Source organism: Promicromonospora sp. NPDC090134 (genome assembly GCF_044746965.1).
In the GTDB taxonomy this organism is placed as follows: Bacteria; Actinomycetota; Actinomycetes; order Actinomycetales; family Cellulomonadaceae; genus Promicromonospora.
In genome coordinates this window covers 207,218-231,042 of the sequence record NZ_JBIVCZ010000003.1, presented here as the reverse complement: position 1 = coordinate 231,042, position 23,825 = coordinate 207,218, and the positions used below count along the sequence as shown (strand labels likewise).

Genomic DNA, 23,825 nt, shown 5'->3' with positions numbered 1-23,825 from the left:
CGGCAGATCTTGGCACAGGGAACGGACTCCCGGGGGGCGTGCGAGCATGACGCCATGACCGCACGCCTCGGCATCATCTGGAACCCCGCCAAGACGACCAGGCAGGCCCTCGACACCGCGCTGGACAAGGCCGTGGCCGCCGAGCGCCTGGACGACCCGCGCTGGCGCGAGTCGGTGCTCTGGTTCGAGACCACCGAGGACGACCCCGGCCAGGGCGCGGCCGAGCGGGCGATCGAGGCGGGTGCCGGGGTGGTCGTGGCCGCGGGCGGGGACGGGACCGTCCGCGCCGTCGCGGAGCACCTAGCGCAGTCGGGCGCCGACGTCGAGCTGGGCATCGTCCCGCTCGGCACCGGCAACCTGCTCGCCCGCAACCTCGGGGTGCCGCTCACCGGTGCGGCGGCGGCCTTCCGCCGGGTGCTGAGGGGCCGCCCGCGCACGATCGACGTGGGCTGGCTCGAGCTCGACCTCGACGGCGGCACGCGCCGCCACGCCTTCGCCGTCATGGCCGGGTTCGGGCTCGACGCGCACATGATCACCGAGACCGACGACGACCTCAAGGACAAGGTGGGCTGGCTCGCCTACGTCGAGTCGCTGGGGCGGGCGCTGACCGCGAGCGGCACCCTCGACGTCAGGATCACCGCCGACGGCCAGGTGCTGGAGCGCGGCAGTGCCCACACGCTGCTGGTGGGCAACTGCGGCATGCTCCAGGGCGGCATCACGCTCCTGCCCGACGCCGACCCGGGGGACGGCGAGCTGGACCTGCTGGTCCTGAGCGCGGACGGCGCCGCCGGGTGGGTCGACACGCTGCGGAACATGGTCTGGGACAACGGCATCAAGCGTGCCCTGGCCGGCGGGGCGTCGGCCGAGAGCAGCGAGAGCGCCACCCACCGCCGCCTGGAGAGCCTGCAGATCGAGCTCGGCGAGCCGCGGGTGTTCGAGATCGACGGCGAGGACCTGGGGGAGTCGACCCGCGCCGCCGTCACGGTCCAGCCGGGCGCGGTCCGGGTGCGCTGACGGGATCGCCCACCGGTTCGACCAGGAGGAACGGCCGCAGCAGGCCGGGAACGGCGGCGTCGGCGAGCGCCAGGCCGTCCGGCTCCGCGGCGTCGCGCACCGCGTACGCGCCGGAACCCGCCGCGGTGGTCGCGAGCACGGTGACGAGCCCGGCCCGGCGCTGGAACACCGACTGCCGCACGGTCCAGCCCACGATGCCCCGCCGCTGGAGCGCCACGGTGGCGCGGCGCACGGTGCCGCTGCGCGCGACGAGGTAGTGCTCGGTCAGGGTGTGGCCGAGCGAGCGGTAGGCGTCCAGCGCCAGCACGATCGCCAGCGGCACGAGCACCAGCGCGCTGATCCAGGCGATGTGCAGCAGCACGGGCGTGAGCAGCAGGCCGAGCACCACGAGCACGGCCTCGGTGACGAGCACGGTGGCCAGCGCCCAGCGCAGCCGGCGGCCCCGCGCGGCGACCGGGTGCCCGGTGAGGGGCGCCGCCGTGGGCGAGGCCGGCTCGCGCAGCACGTCGGCGGCGACCCGGTCGGCGAGCTCCTTGGGCGCGACGGGCAGGAGGATCTGGCTGTCGGTCTTGTCCTCCTCGCCCTGGGCGAGGCCGGTCGCGACGGCGTCCACGCGCGCCCCGCCCGCCAGCCGGGCGGTGAGGGGTTCGACGACCTCGACGCCGCGCAGCCGGGACTCCTCGAGCGTGATGGACCGGGTGGTGAGCAGCCCGCGCCGCACGTGCAGGGTGCCGTCGGCCTGCCGGTCCAGGGTGTGGTTCCACCAGGACTCGACCCACAGCGCGACGGTGGCCACGCCGCCCACGACGAAGAGGCCCACGCCCATCAGCACGGCGACGAGCACGGCCGGGGCGAGGCCGAACCACGACCCGATCGTCTCGAACAGCTCCTCCTGCAGGCCGAACCACTCGGAGACCTGGATCAGGCCGCCGGCTGCCGCGGCGCCCAGGGCCGGGGTGAGGAAGGACAGCGGGGCGAACCGGATCCAGCGGCGGTCGAACCGGGCGAGGGCGCCGTCGTCGGCTCCCTCGTCCGCGCCCGTGCCGGCGCCCGGTGCGGCGTGCGCGAGCAGGGTGGCGCGCAGCGCCACCGCGTCCGGACGGCGCAGCGGCCAGAGGGTGACCGTCCCCTCGGTCCCGGCCTGCTCGCCCGTTCCGACCCGGACGGTGGCCGTGCCGAGCACGCGCAGCACCGGGTCGGCGGTCAGGTCCACCGAGCGGATCCGTTCCCGGCGCAGGGCCAGGCGCTTGCGCACGACGACGCCGGTGTGCACGTGGAACCGCTCCGGGTCCACGCGGTAGCGGGTGACGCGCCGCATCCACTCGCCCGCGACGCCACCCGCGACCACCGCGAGCACCAGCGGGGGCAGCACCCAGGCGAGCGCGAACCCGAGCCCGTTGCCCACGGCCAGCCAGTACCCCGTGATGAGCGCCGCGCCCCCGGCGGGGCCGAGGGTGTACACGGCGCCGGCCAGGTAGGCCCGGCGGTCCAGGCGTTCCCAGGTGACGTCGTCGGGTGTGGGGTCGTCGGGCGCGGGGTCGTCGGGCGCCGGGGCGCCGTCGGCGGCGCTCAGGTCGCGTCCTCGGGTGTGGCCTGCGTGGCGGCGGTCAGGCCGGCGGCGAGGTCGGCGGCCGTCCCGGCGTCGAGCCCCTCGATCTTCACGGCGCCCCGGGCGGACGCCGTCGTCACGGTGAGCGTGGCGAGGCCGAAGCGCTGCTCCAGCGGCCCCCGGGCCGTGTCGACGGTCTGGATCCGGGAGAGCGGGGCCACCCGCCACTCCTGGAAGAACCAGCCGGTGCGGGTGTAGACGGCCTCGTCGGTGACCTCCCAGCGGTGGTGGCGGAACCACAGCCGCGGCAGGGCGAGCGCGGCGGCCGCCCCGAGGACGGCCAGGATGCCCGCCGGCAGGAGGAGCCAGAAGCGCGCGGGCGGGATCAGCACGCCCAGCACCACCAGGACGACGACGGGCACCGCCGTCAGCAGCACCCACTGGAGGGCCCACCAGCCCACGGCGCGTGGGTCGACGGCATGTCGTGGGGGACGCAGCCGCAGGGGCTGGCTCGGACTCTCGTCGGTCAGCGGCGATGTCACCCGGTCATGGTCCCAACGCCCGGGAGCGGCGGCAACAAATTTCCTGGCCGTGGGCTCGTCGCGGGCTGGTCCGGCGCACCCCGATGAGTCCCGCCGCGACGGACGGTCTCTCCTGCAGCACGGTCCCACGAGGCGCGAGGAGACGGCAGCATGGACATCACGGAAGACCCGGCGGCGACGGGGCTCGACCTGCGGCGTCCGGGCGACGCCGGGTTCGACGAGGCCCGCGCGGTATGGAACGCGATGGTCGACCACCGGCCGGCGCTGGTGGTGCGCTGCCGCACGACGGACGACGTCGTCGCGGCGCTCGCGCTGGCCCGGCGCGAAGGGCTGGAGGTGGGCGTCCGGTGCGGCGGGCACAGCGTCGTCGGCCACGGGGTGCCGGACGGCGGGCTGATGATCGACCTCACGCCCCTGGGCGAGGTCCGCGTCGACCCGCAGCGCCGGCGGGCGTGGGTGCAGGGCGGCGCCCTGCTCGGCGCGCTCGACGCGGCGACCCAGCCCCACGGCCTGGCCACGACGGCGGGCAACGTCTCGCACACCGGCGTCGGCGGGCTCACCCTGGGCGGCGGCATGGGGTGGCTGGCCCGCCAGTACGGCCTGGCCTGCGACAACGTCGTGGCCTACGAGGTGGTGACGGCGGCCGGGGAGGTGGTCCGCGCGTCGGCCGACGAGCGGCCCGAGCTGTTCTGGGCGCTGCGCGGCGGGGGCGGCAACTTCGGCGTGGTGACCGAGTTCGAGTTCCGCCTGCACCCGACCGGGACGCGGGCGCTCGGCGTGGAGCTCGACTTCCCGATCGGCGCGGCGGGGGCGGGCGACGGGGCGGCGCCGACGTCGTCCGCGGCGTCGGCGGCCTTCCGGTGGCGCGACCTCAGCGCCTACGCCCCGCGGCAGGCCACGTACACCGCGGCCGTGCACGACGGCGTCGCGACGCTCGGCTTCGTCTGGGTGGGCGACCCCGACGAGGGCCGGGAGCACGCGCGGGAGCTCGACGCGCTGGGCACGCCGTCGGCCCGCCGGATCGAGGAGCTGTCCTACCTGGAGCTGCAGACCCGGGAGGACAGCGTCAGGGGGCACGCCGTGCGTCGCTACTGGAAGGGCCACTACTTTCGCGAGCTGCCCGACGCCGCGCTGGAGGCGCTGCTCGCCCACGACCCCGAGGTGCGGGCCGGCCTCCAGGCCTACGGCGGCGCGATCGCGGAGGTGCCGGACGACGAGGCCGCGTTCAGCCAGCGCGACGCGCGGTTCGAGTATGTCGTGGCCACCGGCTGGACCGACCCGGCCGAGGACGAGCGGCGGATCGCCGCCGCCCGCACGAGCGCTGCCCTGCTGGAGCCGTACGCGAGCGGCGTCTACGTCAACGTCCTGGCCGACGACGGCGCGGCCGGCGTCCGCCGGGCCTACCCGCCGGCGAAGCTGGCGCGGCTCGCGGAGGTCAAGCTCGCGTACGACCCGGAGAACGTGTTCCACCTGAACCAGAACATCCCGCCGGCGACGGCCTGAAAGGTTCACCCGCGATCGCCTTGTGCAGGCGGCCGGGTGTTCTCTAGGTTGCTTCCGTCAGAGCGGACCCGAACCCCGGGTTCGTCACTACGGGCCGGGATCGAGGGCATCATGTGGTTCGACGTCGAAGGCGTGGCGCACACCGTTGCCCTGCCCGACCCCGGGTGGGCGTTCGAGCCCGGGCTGCTCGCGGCCCTGACCTCGGCGGAGCCTGAGGATCGGGCGCGGCTGCGGAAGGTGCTCGACGGCCTGCTGGATGTGGCGTACCAGAGCCTCGACCCCGACCGGGTCGACACGGCGCACCTGGTCGAGGACGCGATCCCGCGGGGGACGGTCGGCGCGGGCCGGGCCGGTGAGCGCCTGCCGGTCGTGCGGCGGACGGCGGCCGCCCTCCGCGCGGTGCCCTACGAGTTCCGGCTCGATGGTCTGGTCGCCCTTGAGGAGCTGCTCGACGAGCTCATGGAGAACGAGGGCGGACCAGACGTGTACGCGGAGCCGGCCTAGAGCCCGTCTCGGAAGTCGTTGGCGTTCAGCGGACAAGTGTGAGCGGAGCCCGCAGCGACTGTCGAACGAGGGTTCGAATGTCGAGATGATGCCTGGCAGCCTTGTCCGTATGCCCAGGCACACCTCGTTCCGGTTCTGTCTCGACCCGTCGGTCGAGCAGGAACGTGTGCTGTTCCGGCAGGTCGGGGCGGCGAGGTTCGCGTTCAACCAAGCCCTGCGGCTGCTCCAGGAGGCACGCGCGGCTGCGGGCCTTGGTGTCGGTGAGGTTCGTGGTGGGGTCCGGGTGCCGTGGTCGGGTTTTGATCTGATCAATGCGTTCAATGCCTGGAAGCGGTCCGAGGATGCGGGACGTCGGTTCCTCGTCGCTGCCGACGGACGGGCGCGGGTTGAGGTGACAGGTCTGGTCTGGCGTGACCAGGTGGTGGCGCAGGTGTTCGAGGAGGCCGCCGTCGACCTCGGCCGAGGACTGAAGGCGGCCACCGACTCCATCGCCGGTGCTCGGAAGGGGCCGAAGGTCCAGTTCCCGCGGTTCAAGAAGAAGAGCCCGACGGGTGGGTCGTTCCGGATCCGGAACAAGGCCAGCACAGGCCGGTCGAGCATCCGGGTCGGCGACGGGCAGCGCGTCCGGTCGGTGAGCATGCCGAAGATCGGCAGCCTGCGCGTGCGGGAGGACACCCGGCGGCTGCGCCGCATGATCAGCACCGGCCGGGCCCGGATCTTGTACGTGACGGTGTCTCGTGGTGCGAACCGGTGGTGGATCTCCATCACCGTGGAGGCTGCCGACCTGCATCCCGCTGCCCGGCACGCGGCCCAGCGCGCCGACCAACCTGCGAACGTCGACGGCGGACATGACAGTTCGCAGCACAACGATCCTCGCGGTGAGTCTCGCGGTGAGAAGGGTTGGGTGGGTGTGGATCGTGGCCTGCACGCCCTGGCCGTGGCCGGTTCGACCGGCGGTGTCGAGATCCTGCGCGTCGAGAATCCTCGCGCGTTTCGACGCGGGCTGCCGCGGCTGCGCCGCCTGTCCAAAGCCGTGACCCGGAAGAAGAGAGGTTCGAAGAACCGGAAGAAGGCTGTCGTCCGTCTGGGACGGCAGCATGCCCGGACCCGCAACCGTCGTCGTCATGTGCTGCATCAGGTGTCCAACCAGTTGGTCAAGACTCACGCCCTACTGGTCCTGGAAGACCTGAACATCACCGGCATGACCACCAACCGGCGCGTATCGCGCGCTATCAACGACGCGGCGTGGGGAGAGCTCGCCCGGCAGATCGCGTACAAGCAGGCCTGGCGTGGCGGGCAGGTCCTGTTCGCGGACCGGTGGTTCGCCTCCTCCAAGACCTGCTCCACCTGCGGGACACTGCGCAAGGACCTGACGCTCCAGGACCGCGTGTTCGATTGCCGATCGTGCGGGTTGGTGCTGGACCGGGATCTGAATGCCGCCGTCAATCTCGCCGCCTGGGCCGAGAACCACACCCCCACCACCCCGGCAAGTACTGCCGCGGAGGGTGGGGGGCGTGGTGCTGCCCGGGTCGGGGACCGTCAAGCAGCCGGCCCCGTGACCAACGCCTACCGACAGGACACCCCCAACCATCCTGGCCCTCATGGCCAGGACGGTCAGGGACTGGACGACGTAGGAACCAACCCTCAGACCCCACCCGAGGCCTGAGGGTTGGACGCCCGAGAAGGGCGGTGTCTCACAAGCCTTCGGGCTTCCGAAACACGCCGTAGGTCAGAGCACCCCGCCCGCCGCGCGGGGTGCCGCCGCCGACTCGCCCGAGTCGCCGATGGTCTCGCGGGCCACGTAGTTCTCCAGGTCGAAGAGGTTGTCGCCGGCGCGCTTGGCGACGGTCACGAGGGTGGTCGCGGCGGCGACCTCCTCGACCTGCTCCTCCAGGAACCACAGCAGGAACTGCTCGCCGAGCGCGTCGCCCTCGGCGCGTGCCGCGCGGAAGATCGCCTCGATCTGGTTGGTCACCTGCTGCTCCTGGTCGAGCGCGAGCTGCAGGGGCTCCAGCACGTTCGCGAAGTCGTTGCGCACCTCGGGGGTGCCCGGGATGCGCACGGGCAGGGAACGGTCGAGGTGGTACTGCACGATCATCATGCCGTGGTTGCGCTCCTCGAGCGCCTGCCGGTAGAAGTGCGCGGCGAGCTGCGGCAGGTCGTGGCTGTCGAACCACACCGCGATCGCCACGTACTGCAGGTGCGCGGCGAACTCGTGGCCCACCTGCTCGCCCAGGAGGCGCAGGTACTCGGAGTTCGGATCGGTCGTCGTCATGGGGCCAACGGTAGGTCAGAGGCCGGGCCGGTGCAGGTGCGCCGGGACGAGCCGGGGGAGCGCCGGCCGATCACGTCTCGTTCCCGTATCGCTCGCCGCTCAGGCGGGGTTCGCCCTTGCCTAACCGGGACGTGCACGGCAGAGTCTGGTGTGACGCACCTCACGACGGGGTGAGGCGCGTCGCCAAGGAGGTGTCCCATGACGACCACCGAGTTCGCGACGCTGCGCCATTCGATCGAGCAGCTGCGTCGGAGCGTCGCCGACGTGCGCGGCGCCTTCGGTGACGCACCCGAGGTGCGCCGGCTGGTGAACGACCTGGAGCGGCTGGAGATCGACGCGGGCGAGCTCGCCGCGGCGCACCCCGCGCGAGGCGTCCCGGACCTGGTTCCCGAGCACGTCGTCGTGCCCGACACCCCGCTGGACGAGTCGATGTTCAGCGATGCCGACGACGAGGGGCTCGGCGGCTACCACGGCGACCGGTCGTGACGGCGACGGCGCGTGGTGTCGGCGCGCGCGGCGTCGACACCCCGGGGCGCGCCGCCGTCGGGGCCCGCACCCTGCGCACGGACCGGTGGTGGCTCGCCCCGGCGGCGACGGCGGCCGGCCTCCTGGTCTTCGTCGTCTACGGCGGCGTGCGGGCCTTCCAGCAGCAGTACTTCTTCGCGGACGAGCGCTACCTGACGCCGTTCTACTCGCCGTGCGTGTCGCTCGGGTGCGCGTCGGAACCGGGGTCCTCGCACTTCGGCATGTTCCTGCCGGACCACCCGCTGATCCCGTACGCGGCCCTCAGCCTGCCGTTCCTGCTGGGCTTCCGGCTGACCTGCTACTACTACCGCAAGGCGTACTACCGGTCCTTCTGGCTGGCGCCGGCGGCGTGCGCGGTGCCCGAGCCGCACGGGCGGCAGACGGGTGAGACCCGCTTCCCGCTGGTCCTGCAGAACGTGCACCGCTACTTCTTCTACGTCGCGGTGCTGGTCTCGCTGGTCAACACCTACGACGCGCTCGTCGCGTTCCGGCATCCCGACGACGGGTTCGTCGTGGGCGTCGGCAACCTGGTGCTGCTGGCCAACGTCGTCCTGCTGTGGTGCTACACGGCGTCCTGCCACTCGTGCCGGCACGTCATGGGCGGCCGCCTCACGCACTTCTCGAAGCACCCGGTCCGTTACTGGTTCTGGACCCGGATCTCCGCGCTCAACACGCGGCACATGTTCTTCGCCTGGATCACGCTCGCCTCGCTGATCCTCACGGACCTGTACGTGATGCTCGTCGCGCGCGGGACGATCACGGACCTGCGCCTCATCGGATAGCGACCACCCCGGACAGCGAACACCGCACGGCCCGTCGGAGAGGAAGCCCGGCCTTGACCGAGATCGAACGACACGACTACGACGTCCTCGTGATCGGCGCGGGCGGTGCAGGGCTGCGCGCCGCGATCGAGGCCCGCGAGCGCGGGCTGCGCACCGCGATCGTCTGCAAGTCGCTCTTCGGCAAGGCGCACACCGTGATGGCCGAGGGCGGCTGCGCGGCGGCCATGGGCAACGTCAACGAGCACGACTCCTGGCAGGTGCACTTCCGCGACACCATGCGCGGCGGCAAGTTCCTCAACAGCTGGCGGATGGCGGAGCTGCACGCGAAGGAGGCGCCCGACCGGGTCTGGGAGCTGGAGACGTACGGCGCCCTGTTCGACCGGACGCCCGACGGCCGCATCAGCCAGCGCCACTTCGGCGGGCACACCTACCCGCGGCTCGCGCACGTCGGCGACCGGACCGGGCTGGAGCTGCTGCGCACCCTGCAGCAGCGCATCGTCGCGCTGCAGCAGGCGGACCACGCCGCCACCGGCGACTACGAGGCGCGGCTGCGGGTGTTCGCGGAGTGCACGATCACCGAGCTGCTGACCGACCCCGAGGCGGGGACCGAGCACCACGGCGCCGTCGCCGGGGCCTTCGGGTACTGGCGCGAGTCGGGCCGGCACGTCCTGTTCTCCGCGCCCGCCGTCGTGCTGGCCACGGGCGGGATCGGCAAGTCGTTCCAGGTCACGTCCAACTCCTGGGAGTACACGGGCGACGGCCACGCCCTGGCGCTGCGCGCCGGCGCCAGCCTGATCGACATGGAGTTCGTCCAGTTCCACCCCACCGGGATGGTCTGGCCGCCCAGCGTCAAGGGCATCCTCGTGACCGAGGGCGTGCGCGGCGACGGCGGCGTGCTGCGCAACTCCGACGGCGAGCGGTTCATGTTCGGGTACGTGCCGGACGTGTTCAAGGGCCAGTACGCCCAGTCCGAGGACGAGGCGGACCGCTGGTACGACGACCAGGAGACCAACCGCCGCACGCCCGACCTGCTGCCCCGCGACGAGGTGGCCCGCGCCATCAACACCGAGGTCAAGGAGGGCCGCGGCTCACCCCACGGCGGCGTCTACCTCGACATCGCCAGCCGCATGCCGGCCGACGAGATCCGGCGGCGCCTGCCCTCGATGTACCACCAGTTCAAGGAGCTGGCCGACGTCGACATCACCGCCGAGCAGATGGAGGTCGGCCCCACCTGCCACTATGTGATGGGCGGCATCGCCGTGGACCCGGACACCGGGCAGTCCCGGGTGCCGGGGCTGTTCGCGGCGGGGGAGTGCGCCGGCGGGATGCACGGCTCCAACCGCCTCGGCGGCAACTCGCTGTCCGACCTGCTGGTGTTCGGCCGGCGCGCGGGGCTCGGCGCGGCCGACTACGTCGTCGGCCTGGAGCGCCGTCCCGCGGTCCAGGCGGCGGACGTCGCCGCGGCGGCCGCCATGACGCTCGCGCCGTTCGACGCGCACCCGGTCAGCAGGGCGGGCGAGAACCCCTACACCCTCCACGCCGAGCTGCAGCGCGTGATGAACGACCTCGTCGGGATCATCCGCACGGAGGCCGAGGTGGTCGCCGCGCTCGACCGGCTCGCCGAGCTGCGGGCCCGGGTGCACGACGTCGTCGTCGAGGGGCACCGCCAGTACAACCCCGGCTGGCACCTGGCGCTGGACCTGCGCAACATGCTCATGGTCAGCGAGGCCGTCGCGTCCTCGGCCCTGCTGCGCACCGAGAGCCGCGGCGGGCACACCCGCGAGGACCACCCCGGGCTCGACGCCGAGTGGCGGCACCGCGTGCTGGTCACCCACTGCGTCCGGGACGGTTCGGGGCTCGGCTCCGGGGCGGCGGTGGTACCGCGGACCGCCGTCGAACCCGCCGAGCGGGAACCCATGCGCCCGGACCTGCTCGCGCTGTTCGACCTGTCCGAGCTGGAGAAGTACTACACGCCGGCCGAGCTGGCCGGGCACCCCGAGGCCGGGCGGCCCGCGGCGCTGCATCCCGAGGGAGGAACGGCATGAGCTACAAGGGTCGCTTCCGGGTCTGGCGCGGGGACGCCTCCGGCGGGGCGCTCGCGGACTTCGAGGTGGAGGTCAACGAGGGCGAGGTGGTGCTCGACGTGCTGCACCGGATCCAGGCCACGCAGGCGCCCGACCTCGCGGTGCGGTGGAACTGCAAGGCGGGCAAGTGCGGGTCGTGCTCGGCCGAGATCGACGGGCGCCCGCGGCTGCTGTGCATGACGCGGATGTCGGTGTTCGCGCCCACCGACGTGGTGACCGTGACGCCGATGCGGACGTTCCCGGTGCTGCGCGACCTCGTGACGGACGTGTCGTTCAACTACGCCAAGGCGCGCGAGATCCCGTCGTTCACGCCGCCGGACGGCCTCGCGCCGGGCGAGTACCGGATGGCGCAGGTCGACGTCGAGCGCTCGCAGGAGTTCCGCAAGTGCATCGAGTGCTTCCTGTGCCAGGACACGTGCCACGTGGTGCGCGACCACGACGAGAACAAGGAGGCGTTCGCCGGCCCGCGGTTCCTGATGCGGGTCGCCGAGCTCGAGATGCACCCGCTCGACGTCGCCGACCGGGTGCCCGCCGCGCAGGACGAGCACGGCCTGGGCCGCTGCAACATCACCAAGTGCTGCACCGAGGTGTGCCCCGAGGGGATCAAGATCACCGACAACGCCCTCATCCCGATGAAGGAGCGGGTGGCGGACCGGCGCTACGACCCCCTGGTCTGGCTGGGCCGGACGATCTCGCGCCGGCGCGGTTGAGCTCGGCGCGGCCGAGCTCCGCGGTGGCCCGGGCCAGCTCCGCGCGGATCCCGGCGACGCCACCGAGCCCGAGCTCGACGGACTGGTCCAGGCACTCCTGCCAGGCGTCGCGGGCCTCCGTCCAGCGGCCGGCCTCGCCGAGCAGGACGGCGAGCCGCCGCTCGGCCGCCACCAGGTCCTGCCGCATGTCGAACTCCCGGAACCGGACCGCCGCCTCCTGGTAGCAGACGATCGCCCGCTCCGGGTCGCCCAGACCGGTGTGCACGTGGCCGAGCGTGTCCCAGACGACGGCGCGGGTGGTCGGGTTGTCCCGGTCGTTCAGCATCCCGAGGGCCCGCTCGGCCAGCGGCAGGGCCCGGTCGAGGTCGCCGGCGTGCGCCAGGGCCCACGCGAGGATGTTCAGCGCGTGGGCCTCGTGGAAGGGGTCGCCCGAGCGGCGGCCGTGCACGAGCGCCTGCTCCGCCTGGGCCACCGCCTCGTCGTGCCGCCCCCAGCGCACCAGGTCGCCGGCGTAGCCGTGGTGCGCGAGCTGGAGCCCCCGCACGTCGCCCAGCTCGGCAGCCAGGTGGATGGTGCGTCGCCGCAGCTCCTCGCACTCCCTCCGGCGCCCCGCGGCGGCCGCCACCGCCGCGAGGTACCGGGTGCACCACAGCTCCGCCCGGCGGTCCCGGACCTCGACCGCGACGTCGCGCGCCGCGACCAGCACCGTCCACAGCGCGTCGCGCTGCTCCGCGTGGTGGGACAGCGTGCTGTAGAGGGCCCAGACCAGGGACAGCACCTCGCCGGGAAGCCCGTGCTCGCGGGCCGCCGTCACGACGGCGAACAGGACCGTCCGCTCGGCCCGGAACCAGGCGGCCGGCTCCTCGTCCGGCACCCGGACCGGGCCGGGGTCCCGGACGAACTCCTGGCGGACGCGCCCCGGCCACCTGCGGCGGTCCAGCTCCAGCGCCACGCCCAGGTACCAGGCCGTCACGCGCCCCACGGCGGCGTCCCGCCACGCCGCCGTCTCGTCCTCGCGCGCCCGCTCGCGGGCGTACTCCGCCACGAGGTCGTGCATCGCGAACCGGCCGGGGGCGTGCTCCGTCACGAGGTTCACCTGGACCAGCTCGGCCAGCGCGCCCTCGGCGCCGGGGCCGCCGACGAGGGACGAGACCGCGGCCGCCGCGACGTCGGGCCCGGGATGGACCCCGAGCAGGCGGAACAGGCGTGCCGCCTGCGGCGACAGCGCCCGGTACGACGTGGCGAACACGCTGCGGACGTCGGCCATCGCGTCGTCGTCGCCCAGCGTGTCCAGCCGGGCGCCGCCGTCCGCCAGCTCGTCGGCGACCGCCGACAGCGGGAACGCCGGCCGGGCCAGCACCCGGGCCGCGGCGATCACGACGGCCAGCGGCAGGCCGGCGCACCGCTCGACGATCCGGCGCGCGGCCTCCGGCTCGGCCGCGCAGCGCTCGGCGCCGACCCGCAGGGCGAGCAGGTCGAACCCCTCGGCCGGCGTCAGGGTGCCGAGCGGGACCCGCGCGGCGCCCAGGCCGGTCAGGGTGGCGCGGCTCGTGACCACGGCGACGCCCGGCCCGGACCCCGGCAGGAGCGGCGCCACCTGGTCGGCGTCGCGGGCGTTGTCCAGCACCACGAGCAGCCGCCGTCCGGCCACGACGCCCCGGTACAGCGCGAGCAGGGCGTCCGCCGACGCCGGGACGCGGCCCTTGGCCACGCCCAGGGCCTCCAGGAACGCCCGCACCACCGTGGACGGCGGCACCGGCGCCGACGTGGGGTCGAACCCTCGCAGGTTCGCGTAGAGCTGCCCGTCGGGGAACCGGCCGGCCACCCGGTGCGCCCAGTGCAGCGCGGTCGCGGTCTTGCCGACGCCGCCCGCGCCGTCGAGCACCGCGGACCGGGGCGCGCCGTCGTCCGCGAGGAACGCGTCGAGCTCGGCGAGCGCGCCCGCGCGCCCGCTGAAGGCGAGGGGACCGAGCGGGAGCTGGCGCGGGACCCGGCCCGGCTCCCCGCCCGGTCGGCCGGCGGACTCCGCGCCGGGGGTCTCTGCGCCGGCGGTCTCTGCGCCGGCGATCGCCCGCTGCAGGCGCCGGACCGCCTCCCCGGGGCCGATGCCCAGCTCGTCGGCGAGCGTCCGCTCGAGCCGCGCCGAGGCGTCGAGGGCCTCGGCGGTCCGTCCGCTGCGAGCCAGCGCCGTCATGAGGTGCCCCCAGAAGCGCTCCTGCAGCGGGTACCGGTCCGTGAGACCGCGCAGCTCCGCGACCAGGGCGTCGTCCGGCGTCGCGAGGTCGATCTCGATCCGGCGGGCCAGCGCCGCCAGGCGCTGCTCCTCCAGCCGGGGAGCCTCGACCGCGTGCAGGATCTCGGAGCCGACCCCGTCGAACGGCGCGCCGCGCCACAGGCCCAGGGCGTCGGCCAGGCGCCGTCGCTCCGCGGCCGGCGCCTCGGCGGGCCGGGCCTGGACCAGCTCCGCGAACGACGCGACGTCCACGCGCCCGACCGGGACGGCGAGCCGGTACCCGCCCGGGACGGTCTCGACCACGGCGTCGCCCAGGACGGACCGCAGCCTGCGGACCAGCACCTGCAGCGACCCCTGCGGGGAGGCGGGCAGATCCTCGCCCCAGACCACGTCGACGAGGTGTTCCACGGACACCGGCGCGCCCGCGCCGACCGCCAGCCCGGCCAGGAGGGTGCGCGGCCGGCCCGGCAGGCGCACCTCCACGCCGTCGACCACGACGGCGAACGTGCCCAGCACGGAGACCGTGACCGCGGGCTCGTGCCCGTCGTCCATCCGCATCCCGTCCCGCACCGTCGCGCCCCCCGTCCCGGCCATCCTGCCGGGTCGGGGTCCCGACCGAAAGTGAAAGCGGTTTGAAACCGCCACCGCGTGGAATGGTCGGTGCCGCCGAGATCCGGCGGCACGCAGGAGGGCGCCGATGCTACGGATCCACTTCACCGCCGAGGACCTGCTGCGGGTCCGGCTCGCCCCCGGGCCCGACCCCCTGTGGGAGGCCGTGCTCAGCGCGCACCAGGTCAACCAGCCGGGCGGGCCCCTGGTCTTCGCCCAGTGGCGCTCGCGCGTGGTGTCCGCGCTGACCTGGGAGGCGCGCTCCTACCTGCGGCTCACGCCGCCGCGGGGGTACACGCCCGACCTCCGCACGCCCGCCGGCGGGACCACCGAGCTCGGCGCGGGCCTGGGGACGGTGCCCAGCACGCCGTCCGCCAGGTTCCGGGACGAGCTGGAGCTCCTGGGCGGGCAGCGTGACGTGCCGCGCTGGGCAGTCGACCTCGCGCGCTCCGCGCCCGCCCGACGGCGGCTGGGGCGCGCCGCCCAGGCGTACTACGACCAGGCGCTCGCGCCCTACTGGTCCGCGGTCCGCAGCGCCGTGGAGGCCGACGTCGCCGCGCACGTGCGCACCCTGACCAGCGGCGGCACGGCGGCGCTGCTCAGCTCGGTGCACCCGTCCGTCACCTGGCGGGACCCGGTGCTCTGCGTCGGGACCGCGGCCGACCGGGACGTCTACCTGGAGGGCCGGGGGATCACCCTGCAGCCGGCGTTCTTCTGCTGGCGCGCGCCGATCGCGCTGGCCGACCCGGGGCTCGCGCCGGTGCTCGTGTACCCGGTCCCGCACCGGCTGTCCTGGCTCCGCCCGGCCGGCAGCGGCCGGCACGACCGGGCGCTGGCCGCGCTCCTCGGCCGGACGCGCGCGGCCGCGCTGGCGGCCCTGACCTACGGCGCCAGCACCAGCGAGCTGGCCCGGCACATCGGCGTCTCCGCGCCGTCGGCCTCGGAGCACGCGTCCGTGCTGCGCGAGGCCGGGCTGATCGCGTCGCGGCGGGAGCGCAACAGCGTCTGGCACACCCTCACGCCGCTCGGTCAGGCGGTGCTCGACGGCGACCGGGTGCTGCCGGTCGTTCAGCGCCCAGCGGCGTCGGCATCGGCGTCGGCATCGGCGTCCCGGGCCGCGACGTCGAGCTTGCCGAGGATCCCGGCGAGCTCGTCCGTGCGGCCCAGGGTGCGCAGGTCCTCGGCGCACGCCCGGTAGGCGGCGGCCGCGGCGGCGGGCTCGCCGAGGTCGAGCTGGACGTCGCCGACGAGCTCCTGGGTGTAGCAGCGGAGCCAGAGGTCGCCGGCGTCCGTCAGGGTGGTGTACGCGTGGCGCGCGGCCGCCAGTGCGTCGTCGAGCTTGCCCAGCCGGCGCAGGTAGAGGCCTACCGCCGACTCGGTGCAGCCGTCGCCGAAGAGGTCGCCCGTGCCGCGGAAGAGGACGAGGGCTCGCTCCGCGTGGTCGAGGGCCTCGTCCGGGCGGCCCAGCTCGGCCAGCACCGCGGCCGTCGTGTTCAGCAGCCAGGCCCGCGCGGTGTCGTCGACCTCGGCCTGGTGCTCGGCGTGGCGCTCGGCGTGGCGCTCGGCCGGCTGCTCGGCCGGCTGCTCGGCCAGGGGGAGCGTCGGCTCGAGGGTGCGCCAGGCGTCGTCGGGCCGCCCGAGCCGCATGAGGGCGTGGGCGATCCAGCGGCGGGAGCCCACCTGCTCCGGAACGCGGCCGAGCCGTTCCAGCGCGGCGAGCGCCAGGCGCTCTGCCTCCAGGAGCGTGGTGACCTGACGCCGCCCCCACAGGTACGGGCGCAGGCAGCGCGCGATGCGCCAGGTGTGCTCGTGGTTGCCGGTGGCGGCGGCCCGCCGGACCATCGCGACGAGGACGGGTGCCTCGCCCTCGAAGAGGGCGAGGGCGGCGTCGTACCCGGACGGCGGGGGCGGCCCGAGCACGCCGTCCGACGGCGGGCCGACCGTGTGCCGGTCCTCGGTGGGCGCCAGCGCCCCCTCGGCCTCGTGGGCCATGCCGAGGTAGTGGTCGAGCATGCGGACGGTCGCGGCGCCGGACTGCTCGGGCGGGTCCTGCGCGACCAGCTCGGTCGCGTAGTCCATGAGCAGCTCGTGCATGGTGAACCGGCCCGGCGCGAGCTCGATCAGGAGGCTCGCGCGCTCCAGCTCGGCGACCGCGGCGCGGGCGCGGTCCCGGGGGAGCGACCCGAGGCTCGCGACGCTCGGGATCGTGAGGTGCGGCCCGGGGTGCAGGCCGAGCAGGCGGAACACCGCGGCTGCGTCCGCGCCGAGCGCGCGGTAGGACCACGAGAAGACGGAGCGGGCCGCATGGTCGCGGCCGGTGGACAGGGCGGCGATGCGGGAGCGGTGCAGCTCGCGGACCAGGCCGGCGAGCGGCGCCCCGGGCCGTGCGGCCGCGCGCTCGGCGACGATCACGTGCGCCAGGGGGAGCCCGCCGCACAGCGCCAGCAGCTCGCGGACGGCCTCGGGCTCCGCGGCGAGGCGGGCGGCGCCCAGCCGGGCGGCGAGCAGGTCCTCGGCCTCGGCCGGAGTGAGGGTTCCGAGGGCGAGGCGGGCGGCGCCCTCCACGGCGACCAGGCCGCCGAGCCGGTTCCGGCTCGTGACGACCACGACGCAGCGCCGTCCGCCCGGCAGGAGGGGTCGCACCTGCTCGACGTCGCGGGCGTTGTCCAGCACCACCAGGACCCGGCGGTCCGCGAGCACCGAGCGGTACAGGGCGGCCTGGGCGTCGGCGTCGTCGGGGATCCGGGCCGGCGGGACGCCGAGGGTGTCGAGGAGCTGGCGGACGGCGACCGCGGGGGCCAGTGGCGTGTTCGTCGGGAAGTAGCCGCGCAGGTTCACGTAGAGGGTCCCGCCGGGGAAGTGGTCGGACGCGCGGTGGGCCCAGTGCAGCACCGTCGCCGTCTTGCCGACCCCGCCCGGTCCGTCGACGACGGCGATCCTTGGTGCGGTGTCGAGGAGGGCGTCGAGGGCTGCGAGGGCGGCGGCGCGGCCACGGAAGGCGCGTTCCGGGGGCGGGAGCATGGCTGGTGGTGCCGGCGGTGCTGGTGGCTCGGGCGGCTCGGGCGGCTCGGGCGCGAGGAGGCGGCGGTGCGCCGCCTGGGCCTCCGCGCCGGGCGGGGTGCCGAGCTCGTCGCGCAGGATCCGGTACAGGTCCTGGTAGGCGGCCAGGGCGTCGGCGCGCCGGCCGGTGCCGTCGAGCACGGCCATGAGCCGGACCCACAGGCTCTCGCGCAGCGGGTGGACGCCGACGAGCTCGCGCAGGGCGGCGGCCAGGTCGCCGAGGTCTGGCTCGCCGGGGCTGCCGGGGCTGCCGGGGCTGCCGGGGTGCGGGGCGCGGCCGGCCAGTGCGAGGTCGGCGCACCGCTCCACGGCGGCCAGCGCGGGCTGCACCAGGCGCGGTCGGTCGACCGTGACGAGCAGGTCGGAGTCAACGGTCTCGAAGGGGGAGCCGCGCCAGTGCGCGAGGGCCTGGCGCAGGAGCCGGTACTCCTCGGCGGGGTCGGCCGCCGTGCGGCTCTCGGTCAGCGCCGACTCGAACCGGGACAGGTCGACGGCCTGGGGCGCGACGTCGAGCTGGTAGCCGCCGGGGGTGGTGCGGACGGCGTCGGCCCCGAGCGCCGTGCGGAGCCGGGTGACCAGCACCTGGATGGCCTTGCGGGGGTCGGCGGGGCGGTCCTGGCCCCACACCGCGGCGGCGATGCGCTCGGCCGGCACGGGCCGCCCGACGTCGAGCGCGAGCACCGCGAGGAGCGTGCGCAGGCGGGAGCTGAGGGCGACGGGCGCGTCGTCGACCGTCACGGCGAACGGGCCGAGCAGGCGCACCGACAGCCGGCCCGTGACATGTGCCATGCCCGCTCCCTGGGTCGGCCGTCCTTGTGCCTGCTCAGTATCGTGCTTCGCCGCCTTGTGGCGCAGAGGTCAGGGCCGATGGGTCGAGGAGAGGCCGTCGCGCCGGTTCCCGGGCAAGGTGCGCTTCTACCCAGCCATCTGGCCCGGAAACGCCATGATTCCGGGCCCAATGACTGGGTAGAAGCGCACCATGCCGCCGTCGACCTCGCGGAGCCGCACCCGCTTCCGGGCTGCGACGCGCACCCCGCTGTCGACAGTCTGTTCGGTGCCCGGGCAAGGTGCGCTTCTACCCAGCGATCTGGCCCGGAAACGCCATGATTCCGGGCCCAATGACTGGGTAGAAGCGCACTTCCGCTGGGCGGCGGCCCCGAACGCGCACCGGCCCGCATCATCGCCATCGCGGCCGCACACCCCCACCGCACACCACCTCACGGCCGGCCGCGCCGGACCGTGATCCCTGTGAACCGCCCGTCCTCGACCTCGATCGTCGCGCCCTCGAGCTGGTGCAGCGGCCCGCCCCAGGCGGCGTGGTCGGCGCCGGGGAAGGCAGCGACCAGGACCGGCTCGATCGAACCGCCGGACGAGACGATCAGCGCGGCCCCGCCCTCGGGCACGGCGTCGAGGACGCGCCGCCAGTGCGTCAGGTGCTCCTGCGCGACGTCGTGCAACCCACGCCCCGCGGCGAGCAGCGCCGCGTAGCGGACGAAGGGCTGGTCCCAGGTCCACTGGTCGTGGTGGTCCACCTCGCCCTCGACGTACCCGGAGGGCCACGCCACCTGCTCGTCGACGGCGAACCCCAGGGCGATCGCCGTCTCCAGGTGCCGGGGCAGGTCGCCGACCGCGACGTAGGCCATGTCGGGCATCGACTCGCCGAGCCGGCGCGCGAGCCGGACGCCCTCGGGCGACAGGTGCGACCCGGCGCCCCGGGAGCGGGACACGCCCTTGCGGGTCAGCGAGTGTCGGACGACGTCGAGCGTGCGCACGGCAGCCACCCTAGGCGCCCCTACAACCAGTCGTGCTCCCGCGCGTACCGGGCCGCCTCGTGCCGGGTCCGGGTCTGGGTCTTCTGCATCGCGTTCGAGAGGTAGTTGCGCACCGTGCCCTCCGCGAGGTGGAGCTGGGCCGCGATCTCGGCGACCGAGTAGCCCTTGCTCGTCACCCGCAGCACGTCGACCTCCCGCTCCGTGAGCGGGCAGTCGTCGATGACGGCGAGCGCGGAGACGTCCGGGTCGATCCAGCGCTTGCCCTCGTGCAGCGCGGCGATGACCTGCGTGATGTGCGCCGGCTCCGCGGACTTGCTGACGAAGCCCTGGACGCCGAGCCGCAGCGCCTTGCGCAGCACCCCCGGCCGGGCGTGGCGGGTGAGCATGAGGATCACCTGGTCCGGGCGCGCGGCGCGGATCTGCGCGACGGCGCCGAGCCCGTCCACCCCCGGCATCTCCAGGTCGATCACGAGCACGTCGGGCCGGTGCAGCAGCGTGGCCTCGACGGCGGTGGCGCCGTCCTCGGCCTCGGCCAGCACCTCGATGTCGCCCTCCAGGGGGAGCAGCGCGGCCAGGGCCTTGCGCAGCAGGGCCTCGTCGTCGGCCAGTACCACCGTGGTCATCGGCTGCCCTCCAGTGCTCTCGTCGTCGGCGCGGGGGCCGCGCCTGCCTGCGGGAACGCCGCCGCCGTCCGGAACCGTCCGGCGCCCTGCTCCACCGTCAGCTCGCCGCCGTCCTCGGCCACGCGCTGCCGCAGGGCGGACAGCCCGCTGAGCGCGGGCGGCGGCCCGTCCCGGACGCCGTCGTTGACGATGTCGATGCCGGAGCCGGACAGCGTGATCCGCACCAGCGAGGCCTGCGCGTGCCGCAGGATGTTGGTGGTCGTCTCGCGCAGCACCTGGCCGAGCAGCTCGGCGGTGCGCGGGTCGGCCTCGGCCACGCGGTCGACGCGGACGTCGATGCCCGCGGCCTCGAACAGGTTCTTCGCGTTCTCCAGCTCGACCGACAGGTTGAGCCGCCGCTGCCCGTGCGCCAGGTTCTTGGTCTGCGCGATCGTGTCGGCGACCAGGGCGTGGATCTCGCGCAGCTCCTCCTGCGCCCGGTCGGCGTCGGCGTGCACCAGCTTCTGGGCCAGCACGGTCTTCAGCTTCACCACGTGCAGGGTGTGGCCCTGGATGTCGTGCAGGTCGCTCGCGAACCGGATCCGCTCCTGGGCCACGGCGAGCTCCGCCTCGCGGTCGCGCGTCTCCTTCATGAGGTCGAGGTACCGCTGGTTGCCGTACAGCAGGGCCGTGGCCAGCACGAAGACACCCGTCGGAACGATCACGTAGGCGACCAGGTCGCCGCCGACGTCGTCCTGGGTCACCAGCAGCCGGCTCGCCCCCGCGGCCGCGATGAAGACGGCGAGCCCGAGCAGCGCCGCGACCCGGTGCCGCGGGAGCTGCGGCACCACGAGGGAGCCGACGACGCCGAGTCCGTAGAACGCCGTGCTGCTGCCCGCCACGAGCGCGCCGAACAGCCACACCACGGCGCCGGCGGCCAGGCAGGGCACGGCGACGCGGGCCAGGTCGTCCGCCGTCCACCGCTCCATGGCCACGACCGCGGCCACCACCCCCGCGACCAGGGCCACCGTGCTCCACGGGCTCTTGTGGTCGAACGCGACGAGCACCGCCCCCGCGAGCGCGATCGGCGGGACCTGCAGCACCAGGTTGAGCCGGCGCAGCCGCCCCTGGGAGGCCTCGTTGTGCTCGGACAGAGCGGTCCGTCCGGGCCTCAACGGTCGGTACCCGGCAGGTGGTGCACGCTCGCGGGCTTGGTCTCCATGGGAACTCCGGGTCGCGCGGGGACGGGTCGGGCGGGAAGGGTCGCGCGGGACCCAGTATTCGTGCCCGACGCCGACCTCACCAGTGACGCCGTGTCACGGCCGTGCTCGACGAATGTCACGACCGGCCGGTGACGTCGTCCCACTGTCGGGCGGGTGAAAGCTCGGGTGTGATCGAGCCACAGGCACCTCACCGCCGAACCAGCCATCCACGACCCTGGAGGAGCACGTGCACAGCACACGCGCCGCAGTCACGACCGTGTCAGCCCTCGCCGCCGTCGCCCTGACGGGCGCGGTCGGCCTCCCCGTCGCCACAGCGCAGAAACCGTCGGACGAGCAGGCCGCCGTCGCGACCGCGGACCGTCCCGTGACGCACGCGGAGAACGACCGCGTCCCCGAGGGCGCCGCCTGGACGCAGCACTACTTCCCGTCCTCGGACGGCTCCGACGTCGAGCTGCACGCCGACGTCCTGCTGCCGGAGGGGCTGGGGAAGGGCGACCGGGTGCCGGTGATCCTGTCGGCCGGCTCGTACTTCGGGCACTCGGGCGAGATCTCCGAGGAGGGCCACGCGCACACCGGCCCGTCCGACCGGTTCGGCGACCTCGTCGAGGGCATCGACCTGTTCGACCGCGGCTACGCCCTGGTCCTGGTGGACACCCGCGGTTACGGCGGCTCGACCGGCTGCCTCGACTTCGCGGGCCCCGGCGAGCAGGCCGACGTCGCCGCCGCGATCGACTGGGCCGCCGACCAGTCGTGGTCCACCGGCGCGGTGGGCATGTACGGCAAGTCGTACGACGCCGTCACCGGCCTGATCGGCAACAACCTGGACCAGGACGCGCTCAAGGCCGTCGTGGCCCAGGAGCCCATCTGGGACATGTACGACCGCGTCCGCTCCCACGGCGTGCCGCGGCAGGAGGGGATCATCGCCCCGAGCACGTACAACACGATCGCCCAGCTCCCGCAGCTGCCGGACGACGACGAGCGCTACGTGGCCAACTCGAGGTACGAGCTGGCGCACCCCGAGTGCCTCGCGGCCAACACGGTGAACAACCTGAAGGCCGACCCGGGCACGAGCTACTGGCGGGACCGGGACCTGGCGAAGCACGCCAAGGGGAGCGACACCCCGCTGTTCGTCACCCAGGGCTTCCTGGAGTGGAACACCCGGCCCGAGGGCATGGCCGAGTACCTCGCCAACCACGACGGCCCGCAGCGCGGCTGGCTCGGCCCGTGGGACCACGTGCGGGGCAACGACCGCACCGAGGACGGCACGTGGAAGATGGGGCGCGAGGGCTGGTTCGACGAGATCGGCGCCTTCTACGACGAGCACCTGAAGGACGTGGAGCCGACGACGGCCTACCCCGCGTTCTCGATCCAGGACAGCACCGGCGCCTGGCGCGCCGAGGACACGTGGCCGACCGCGGACCGGACCGCGCGGATCGCGCTCGGCGGCGGCTCCTACGTGGACGACGGCGGCCCCGACGAGGAGCAGGACGGCGCCCGGTCGAGCTGGTTCACCTGGTCCGCGCCCGTTGAGCGGGACACCCGCGTCGTCGGGACGCCGAAGGTGGCGCTGGACGTGCGGGGCACCGGCAACGTGCTGGTCGAGCTGCACGACGTCGCCCCGGACGGGACGGCCGTGCCGTTCGTCGAGCAGGCCGCCGTCATCGACTCGGGCCGGGTGACCCTCGACCTGGAGTCGACCGACTGGACGCTGGCCGCCGGGCACCGGCTGGCCGTGGAGATCGGCTCGATCCAGTCCGGCTCGTGGGTGGACACGCCGTCGGGCCAGACCATCCGCGTCCGCGACGCCCGGCTGGAGCTCGCCGTGGACGACCCGGCCGGCGACGCGCCCACGGAGGGCGGGCGCGCCGTCTGGCTGGACTCCTACCTGGCGGCCTTCACCGCGGAGCTGACCCCGGGTGAGCCGTCCTTCAGGGTGCCGGCACCCGGCGGCCGCGGCTGACGCCGCTCAGTTGTCCCGGCGGCGCGTGTCCGTGCGACGCGGCCGCCGGGTCAGCAGCGCGTCGTGGCCGCGCGGCCGCCCCACCGGGTGGACGACGTCGAGCGCGCGCTTGAGCGCGGCCTGCGTGACTCCGGTCTTCTCGTTGTCGGCGTGCAGCGCCTCCATCACCTGGTCGGCGGCGAGGCGCAGTGTCACGTCGGCCTTGCGTGCGGCGTCGACGAGGATCTCCGTCGCCCCGTTCTCGTCGACGCCCCGCACCGCGACGATGACGCCCTTGGCCTGCTCGATCGATGCCTGGCTGACGAAGGCGCGGTTGACTGCCCCGTCCGCCTCCCGGTCCAGCGCCTCCTTCTGCACGGGCGTGACGTCCACGACGTAGCCGACCAGCTCGGGCGAGCGGGTGCGGTCGCTCTGGCTGCCCTGACCGGTCACCACCACCGACCGGGTGCGGCCGTTGCGGTCCACGATGCGGTGCGCGCACGCGAACGGGCGGCCGACGCGCAACGCCTGGCTGGCGGCGCGGACCACCCGGCTCCGGTCGTCCGGGTGCTTGCGGGAGCGGAGGGCGTCGAGCCCCGGTTCGATCTCGTCCCGCTTCCAGCCGTGCATGGTGTAGACCTCGTCGGACCACCACCAGGTCCCGGAGGTGAGCTCGACGCGGTAGGTGCCGACCAGGAGATTGGTGCCGAGACCCATCGTGCGCATGAGGTCAGCGGGCGAGAACTCCGCGGAGAGTGTCGAGCGGTCGTTCTGGTCGTCGCTCAGGGCGGTCGTGCGGGGCTGTTCGATCAAGGACACAGGGACCTCCCAGATCCGTCCGGATCGGGAGCCGCTTCATGACTCCGAGCAATTCACCCTACGCCGGTTCGGGCGATTCG

The 23,825-nt window shown here is 74.4% G+C and carries 18 protein-coding genes and 1 pseudogene; 10 read left to right on the top strand and 9 right to left on the bottom strand.

The features are described 5' to 3' along the window. Positions 1 to 54: 54 nt before the first annotated feature. The gene (locus ACIPN7_RS10685) at positions 55 to 1,014 is read left to right on the top strand and encodes a diacylglycerol/lipid kinase family protein (RefSeq protein ID WP_400541001.1); all 960 of its coding nucleotides are present in this window, start codon (positions 55 to 57) and stop codon (positions 1,012 to 1,014) included. On the opposite strand, the gene ACIPN7_RS10680 is transcribed toward ACIPN7_RS10685, so the two are convergent. Together ACIPN7_RS10680 and ACIPN7_RS10675 are read right to left on the bottom strand one after the other, a co-directional pair. Beyond that, positions 980 to 2,476: a PH domain-containing protein gene (locus ACIPN7_RS10680; RefSeq protein ID WP_400540999.1), complete on the bottom strand. Its 1,497-nt coding sequence runs from the start codon at positions 2,474 to 2,476 to the stop codon at positions 980 to 982. The genes ACIPN7_RS10685 and ACIPN7_RS10680 overlap by 35 nt on opposite strands. Positions 2,477 to 2,583: 107 nt before the next feature. Then, entirely contained in the window at positions 2,584 to 3,105 is a 522-nt protein-coding gene (locus tag ACIPN7_RS10675; RefSeq protein ID WP_400540996.1) for a PH domain-containing protein, read from the bottom strand. A 150-nt stretch (positions 3,106 to 3,255) separates the two neighbouring features. Between ACIPN7_RS10675 and ACIPN7_RS10670 the strand changes: the two genes are divergently transcribed. The 3 genes from ACIPN7_RS10670 (at position 3,256) to ACIPN7_RS10660 (ending at position 6,778) form a co-directional block, all read left to right on the top strand. Next, positions 3,256 to 4,608 (top strand): FAD-binding oxidoreductase, encoded by a 1,353-nt coding sequence (locus ACIPN7_RS10670; protein WP_400540993.1) that lies wholly within the window; start codon positions 3,256 to 3,258, stop codon positions 4,606 to 4,608. 111 nt (positions 4,609 to 4,719) lie between these two features. Next, positions 4,720 to 5,112, top strand: a complete 393-nt coding sequence (locus ACIPN7_RS10665) for a hypothetical protein (RefSeq protein WP_400540990.1) — start codon at positions 4,720 to 4,722, stop codon at positions 5,110 to 5,112. A gap of 109 nt (positions 5,113 to 5,221) precedes the next feature. Then, positions 5,222 to 6,778: an RNA-guided endonuclease InsQ/TnpB family protein gene (locus ACIPN7_RS10660; protein ID WP_400540987.1), complete on the top strand. Its 1,557-nt coding sequence runs from the start codon at positions 5,222 to 5,224 to the stop codon at positions 6,776 to 6,778. Positions 6,779 to 6,841: 63 nt separating this feature from the next. On the opposite strand, the gene ACIPN7_RS10655 is transcribed toward ACIPN7_RS10660, so the two are convergent. Continuing rightward, complete coding sequence (locus ACIPN7_RS10655) at positions 6,842 to 7,387, bottom strand: ferritin (RefSeq protein WP_400540984.1); 546 nt, start codon at positions 7,385 to 7,387, stop codon at positions 6,842 to 6,844. A gap of 198 nt (positions 7,388 to 7,585) precedes the next feature. Here ACIPN7_RS10655 and ACIPN7_RS10650 point away from each other — a divergent pair, with 198 nt between their 5' ends. From ACIPN7_RS10650 to ACIPN7_RS10635, 4 genes are read left to right on the top strand one after another with little or no spacing between them, the layout of a single operon-like run. Continuing rightward, positions 7,586 to 7,873, top strand: a complete 288-nt coding sequence (locus tag ACIPN7_RS10650; RefSeq protein ID WP_400540981.1) for a hypothetical protein — start codon at positions 7,586 to 7,588, stop codon at positions 7,871 to 7,873. Further along, the gene (locus ACIPN7_RS10645) at positions 7,870 to 8,694 is read left to right on the top strand and encodes a hypothetical protein (protein ID WP_400540978.1); all 825 of its coding nucleotides are present in this window, start codon (positions 7,870 to 7,872) and stop codon (positions 8,692 to 8,694) included. The genes ACIPN7_RS10650 and ACIPN7_RS10645 overlap by 4 nt, the downstream gene beginning before the upstream one ends. Before the next feature lie 53 nt (positions 8,695 to 8,747). Next, the gene (locus ACIPN7_RS10640; protein ID WP_400540975.1) at positions 8,748 to 10,739 is read left to right on the top strand and encodes a fumarate reductase/succinate dehydrogenase flavoprotein subunit; all 1,992 of its coding nucleotides are present in this window, start codon (positions 8,748 to 8,750) and stop codon (positions 10,737 to 10,739) included. Continuing rightward, positions 10,736 to 11,488 (top strand): succinate dehydrogenase/fumarate reductase iron-sulfur subunit, encoded by a 753-nt coding sequence (locus ACIPN7_RS10635; protein ID WP_400540972.1) that lies wholly within the window; start codon positions 10,736 to 10,738, stop codon positions 11,486 to 11,488. Before ACIPN7_RS10640 ends, ACIPN7_RS10635 begins: the two co-directional genes overlap by 4 nt. Here the strand turns inward: ACIPN7_RS10635 and ACIPN7_RS10630 are convergent. Beyond that, complete coding sequence (locus ACIPN7_RS10630) at positions 11,403 to 14,315, bottom strand: AfsR/SARP family transcriptional regulator (RefSeq protein WP_400540969.1); 2,913 nt, start codon at positions 14,313 to 14,315, stop codon at positions 11,403 to 11,405. The genes ACIPN7_RS10635 and ACIPN7_RS10630 overlap by 86 nt on opposite strands. Before the next feature lie 103 nt (positions 14,316 to 14,418). Between ACIPN7_RS10630 and ACIPN7_RS10625 the strand changes: the two are divergent. After that, positions 14,419 to 15,300 (top strand): annotated as a pseudogene (locus tag ACIPN7_RS10625) (DUF5937 family protein); the annotation flags it as partial. A 98-nt stretch (positions 15,301 to 15,398) separates the two neighbouring features. Here the strand turns inward: ACIPN7_RS10625 and ACIPN7_RS10620 are convergent. From ACIPN7_RS10620 to ACIPN7_RS10605, 4 genes are all read right to left on the bottom strand, one after another. After that, the gene (locus ACIPN7_RS10620; RefSeq protein ID WP_400540966.1) at positions 15,399 to 18,179 is read right to left on the bottom strand and encodes an AfsR/SARP family transcriptional regulator; all 2,781 of its coding nucleotides are present in this window, start codon (positions 18,177 to 18,179) and stop codon (positions 15,399 to 15,401) included. 428 nt (positions 18,180 to 18,607) lie between these two features. Further along, positions 18,608 to 19,162: a histidine phosphatase family protein gene (locus tag ACIPN7_RS10615; protein WP_400540963.1), complete on the bottom strand. Its 555-nt coding sequence runs from the start codon at positions 19,160 to 19,162 to the stop codon at positions 18,608 to 18,610. A 20-nt stretch (positions 19,163 to 19,182) separates the two neighbouring features. Beyond that, complete coding sequence (locus tag ACIPN7_RS10610) at positions 19,183 to 19,785, bottom strand: response regulator (protein ID WP_397395763.1); 603 nt, start codon at positions 19,783 to 19,785, stop codon at positions 19,183 to 19,185. Continuing rightward, complete coding sequence (locus ACIPN7_RS10605; RefSeq protein WP_400540960.1) at positions 19,782 to 20,939, bottom strand: sensor histidine kinase; 1,158 nt, start codon at positions 20,937 to 20,939, stop codon at positions 19,782 to 19,784. The genes ACIPN7_RS10610 and ACIPN7_RS10605 overlap by 4 nt, the downstream gene beginning before the upstream one ends. Positions 20,940 to 21,213: 274 nt before the next feature. On the opposite strand from ACIPN7_RS10605, the gene ACIPN7_RS10600 reads away from it, so the two are divergent. Continuing rightward, complete coding sequence (locus tag ACIPN7_RS10600; protein ID WP_400540957.1) at positions 21,214 to 22,947, top strand: CocE/NonD family hydrolase; 1,734 nt, start codon at positions 21,214 to 21,216, stop codon at positions 22,945 to 22,947. Between the two features lie 6 nt (positions 22,948 to 22,953). Here ACIPN7_RS10600 and ACIPN7_RS10595 read toward each other — a convergent pair whose 3' ends face one another. Beyond that, entirely contained in the window at positions 22,954 to 23,745 is a 792-nt protein-coding gene (locus ACIPN7_RS10595) for a PAS and ANTAR domain-containing protein (protein ID WP_400540954.1), read from the bottom strand. Positions 23,746 to 23,825 lie beyond the last annotated feature (80 nt).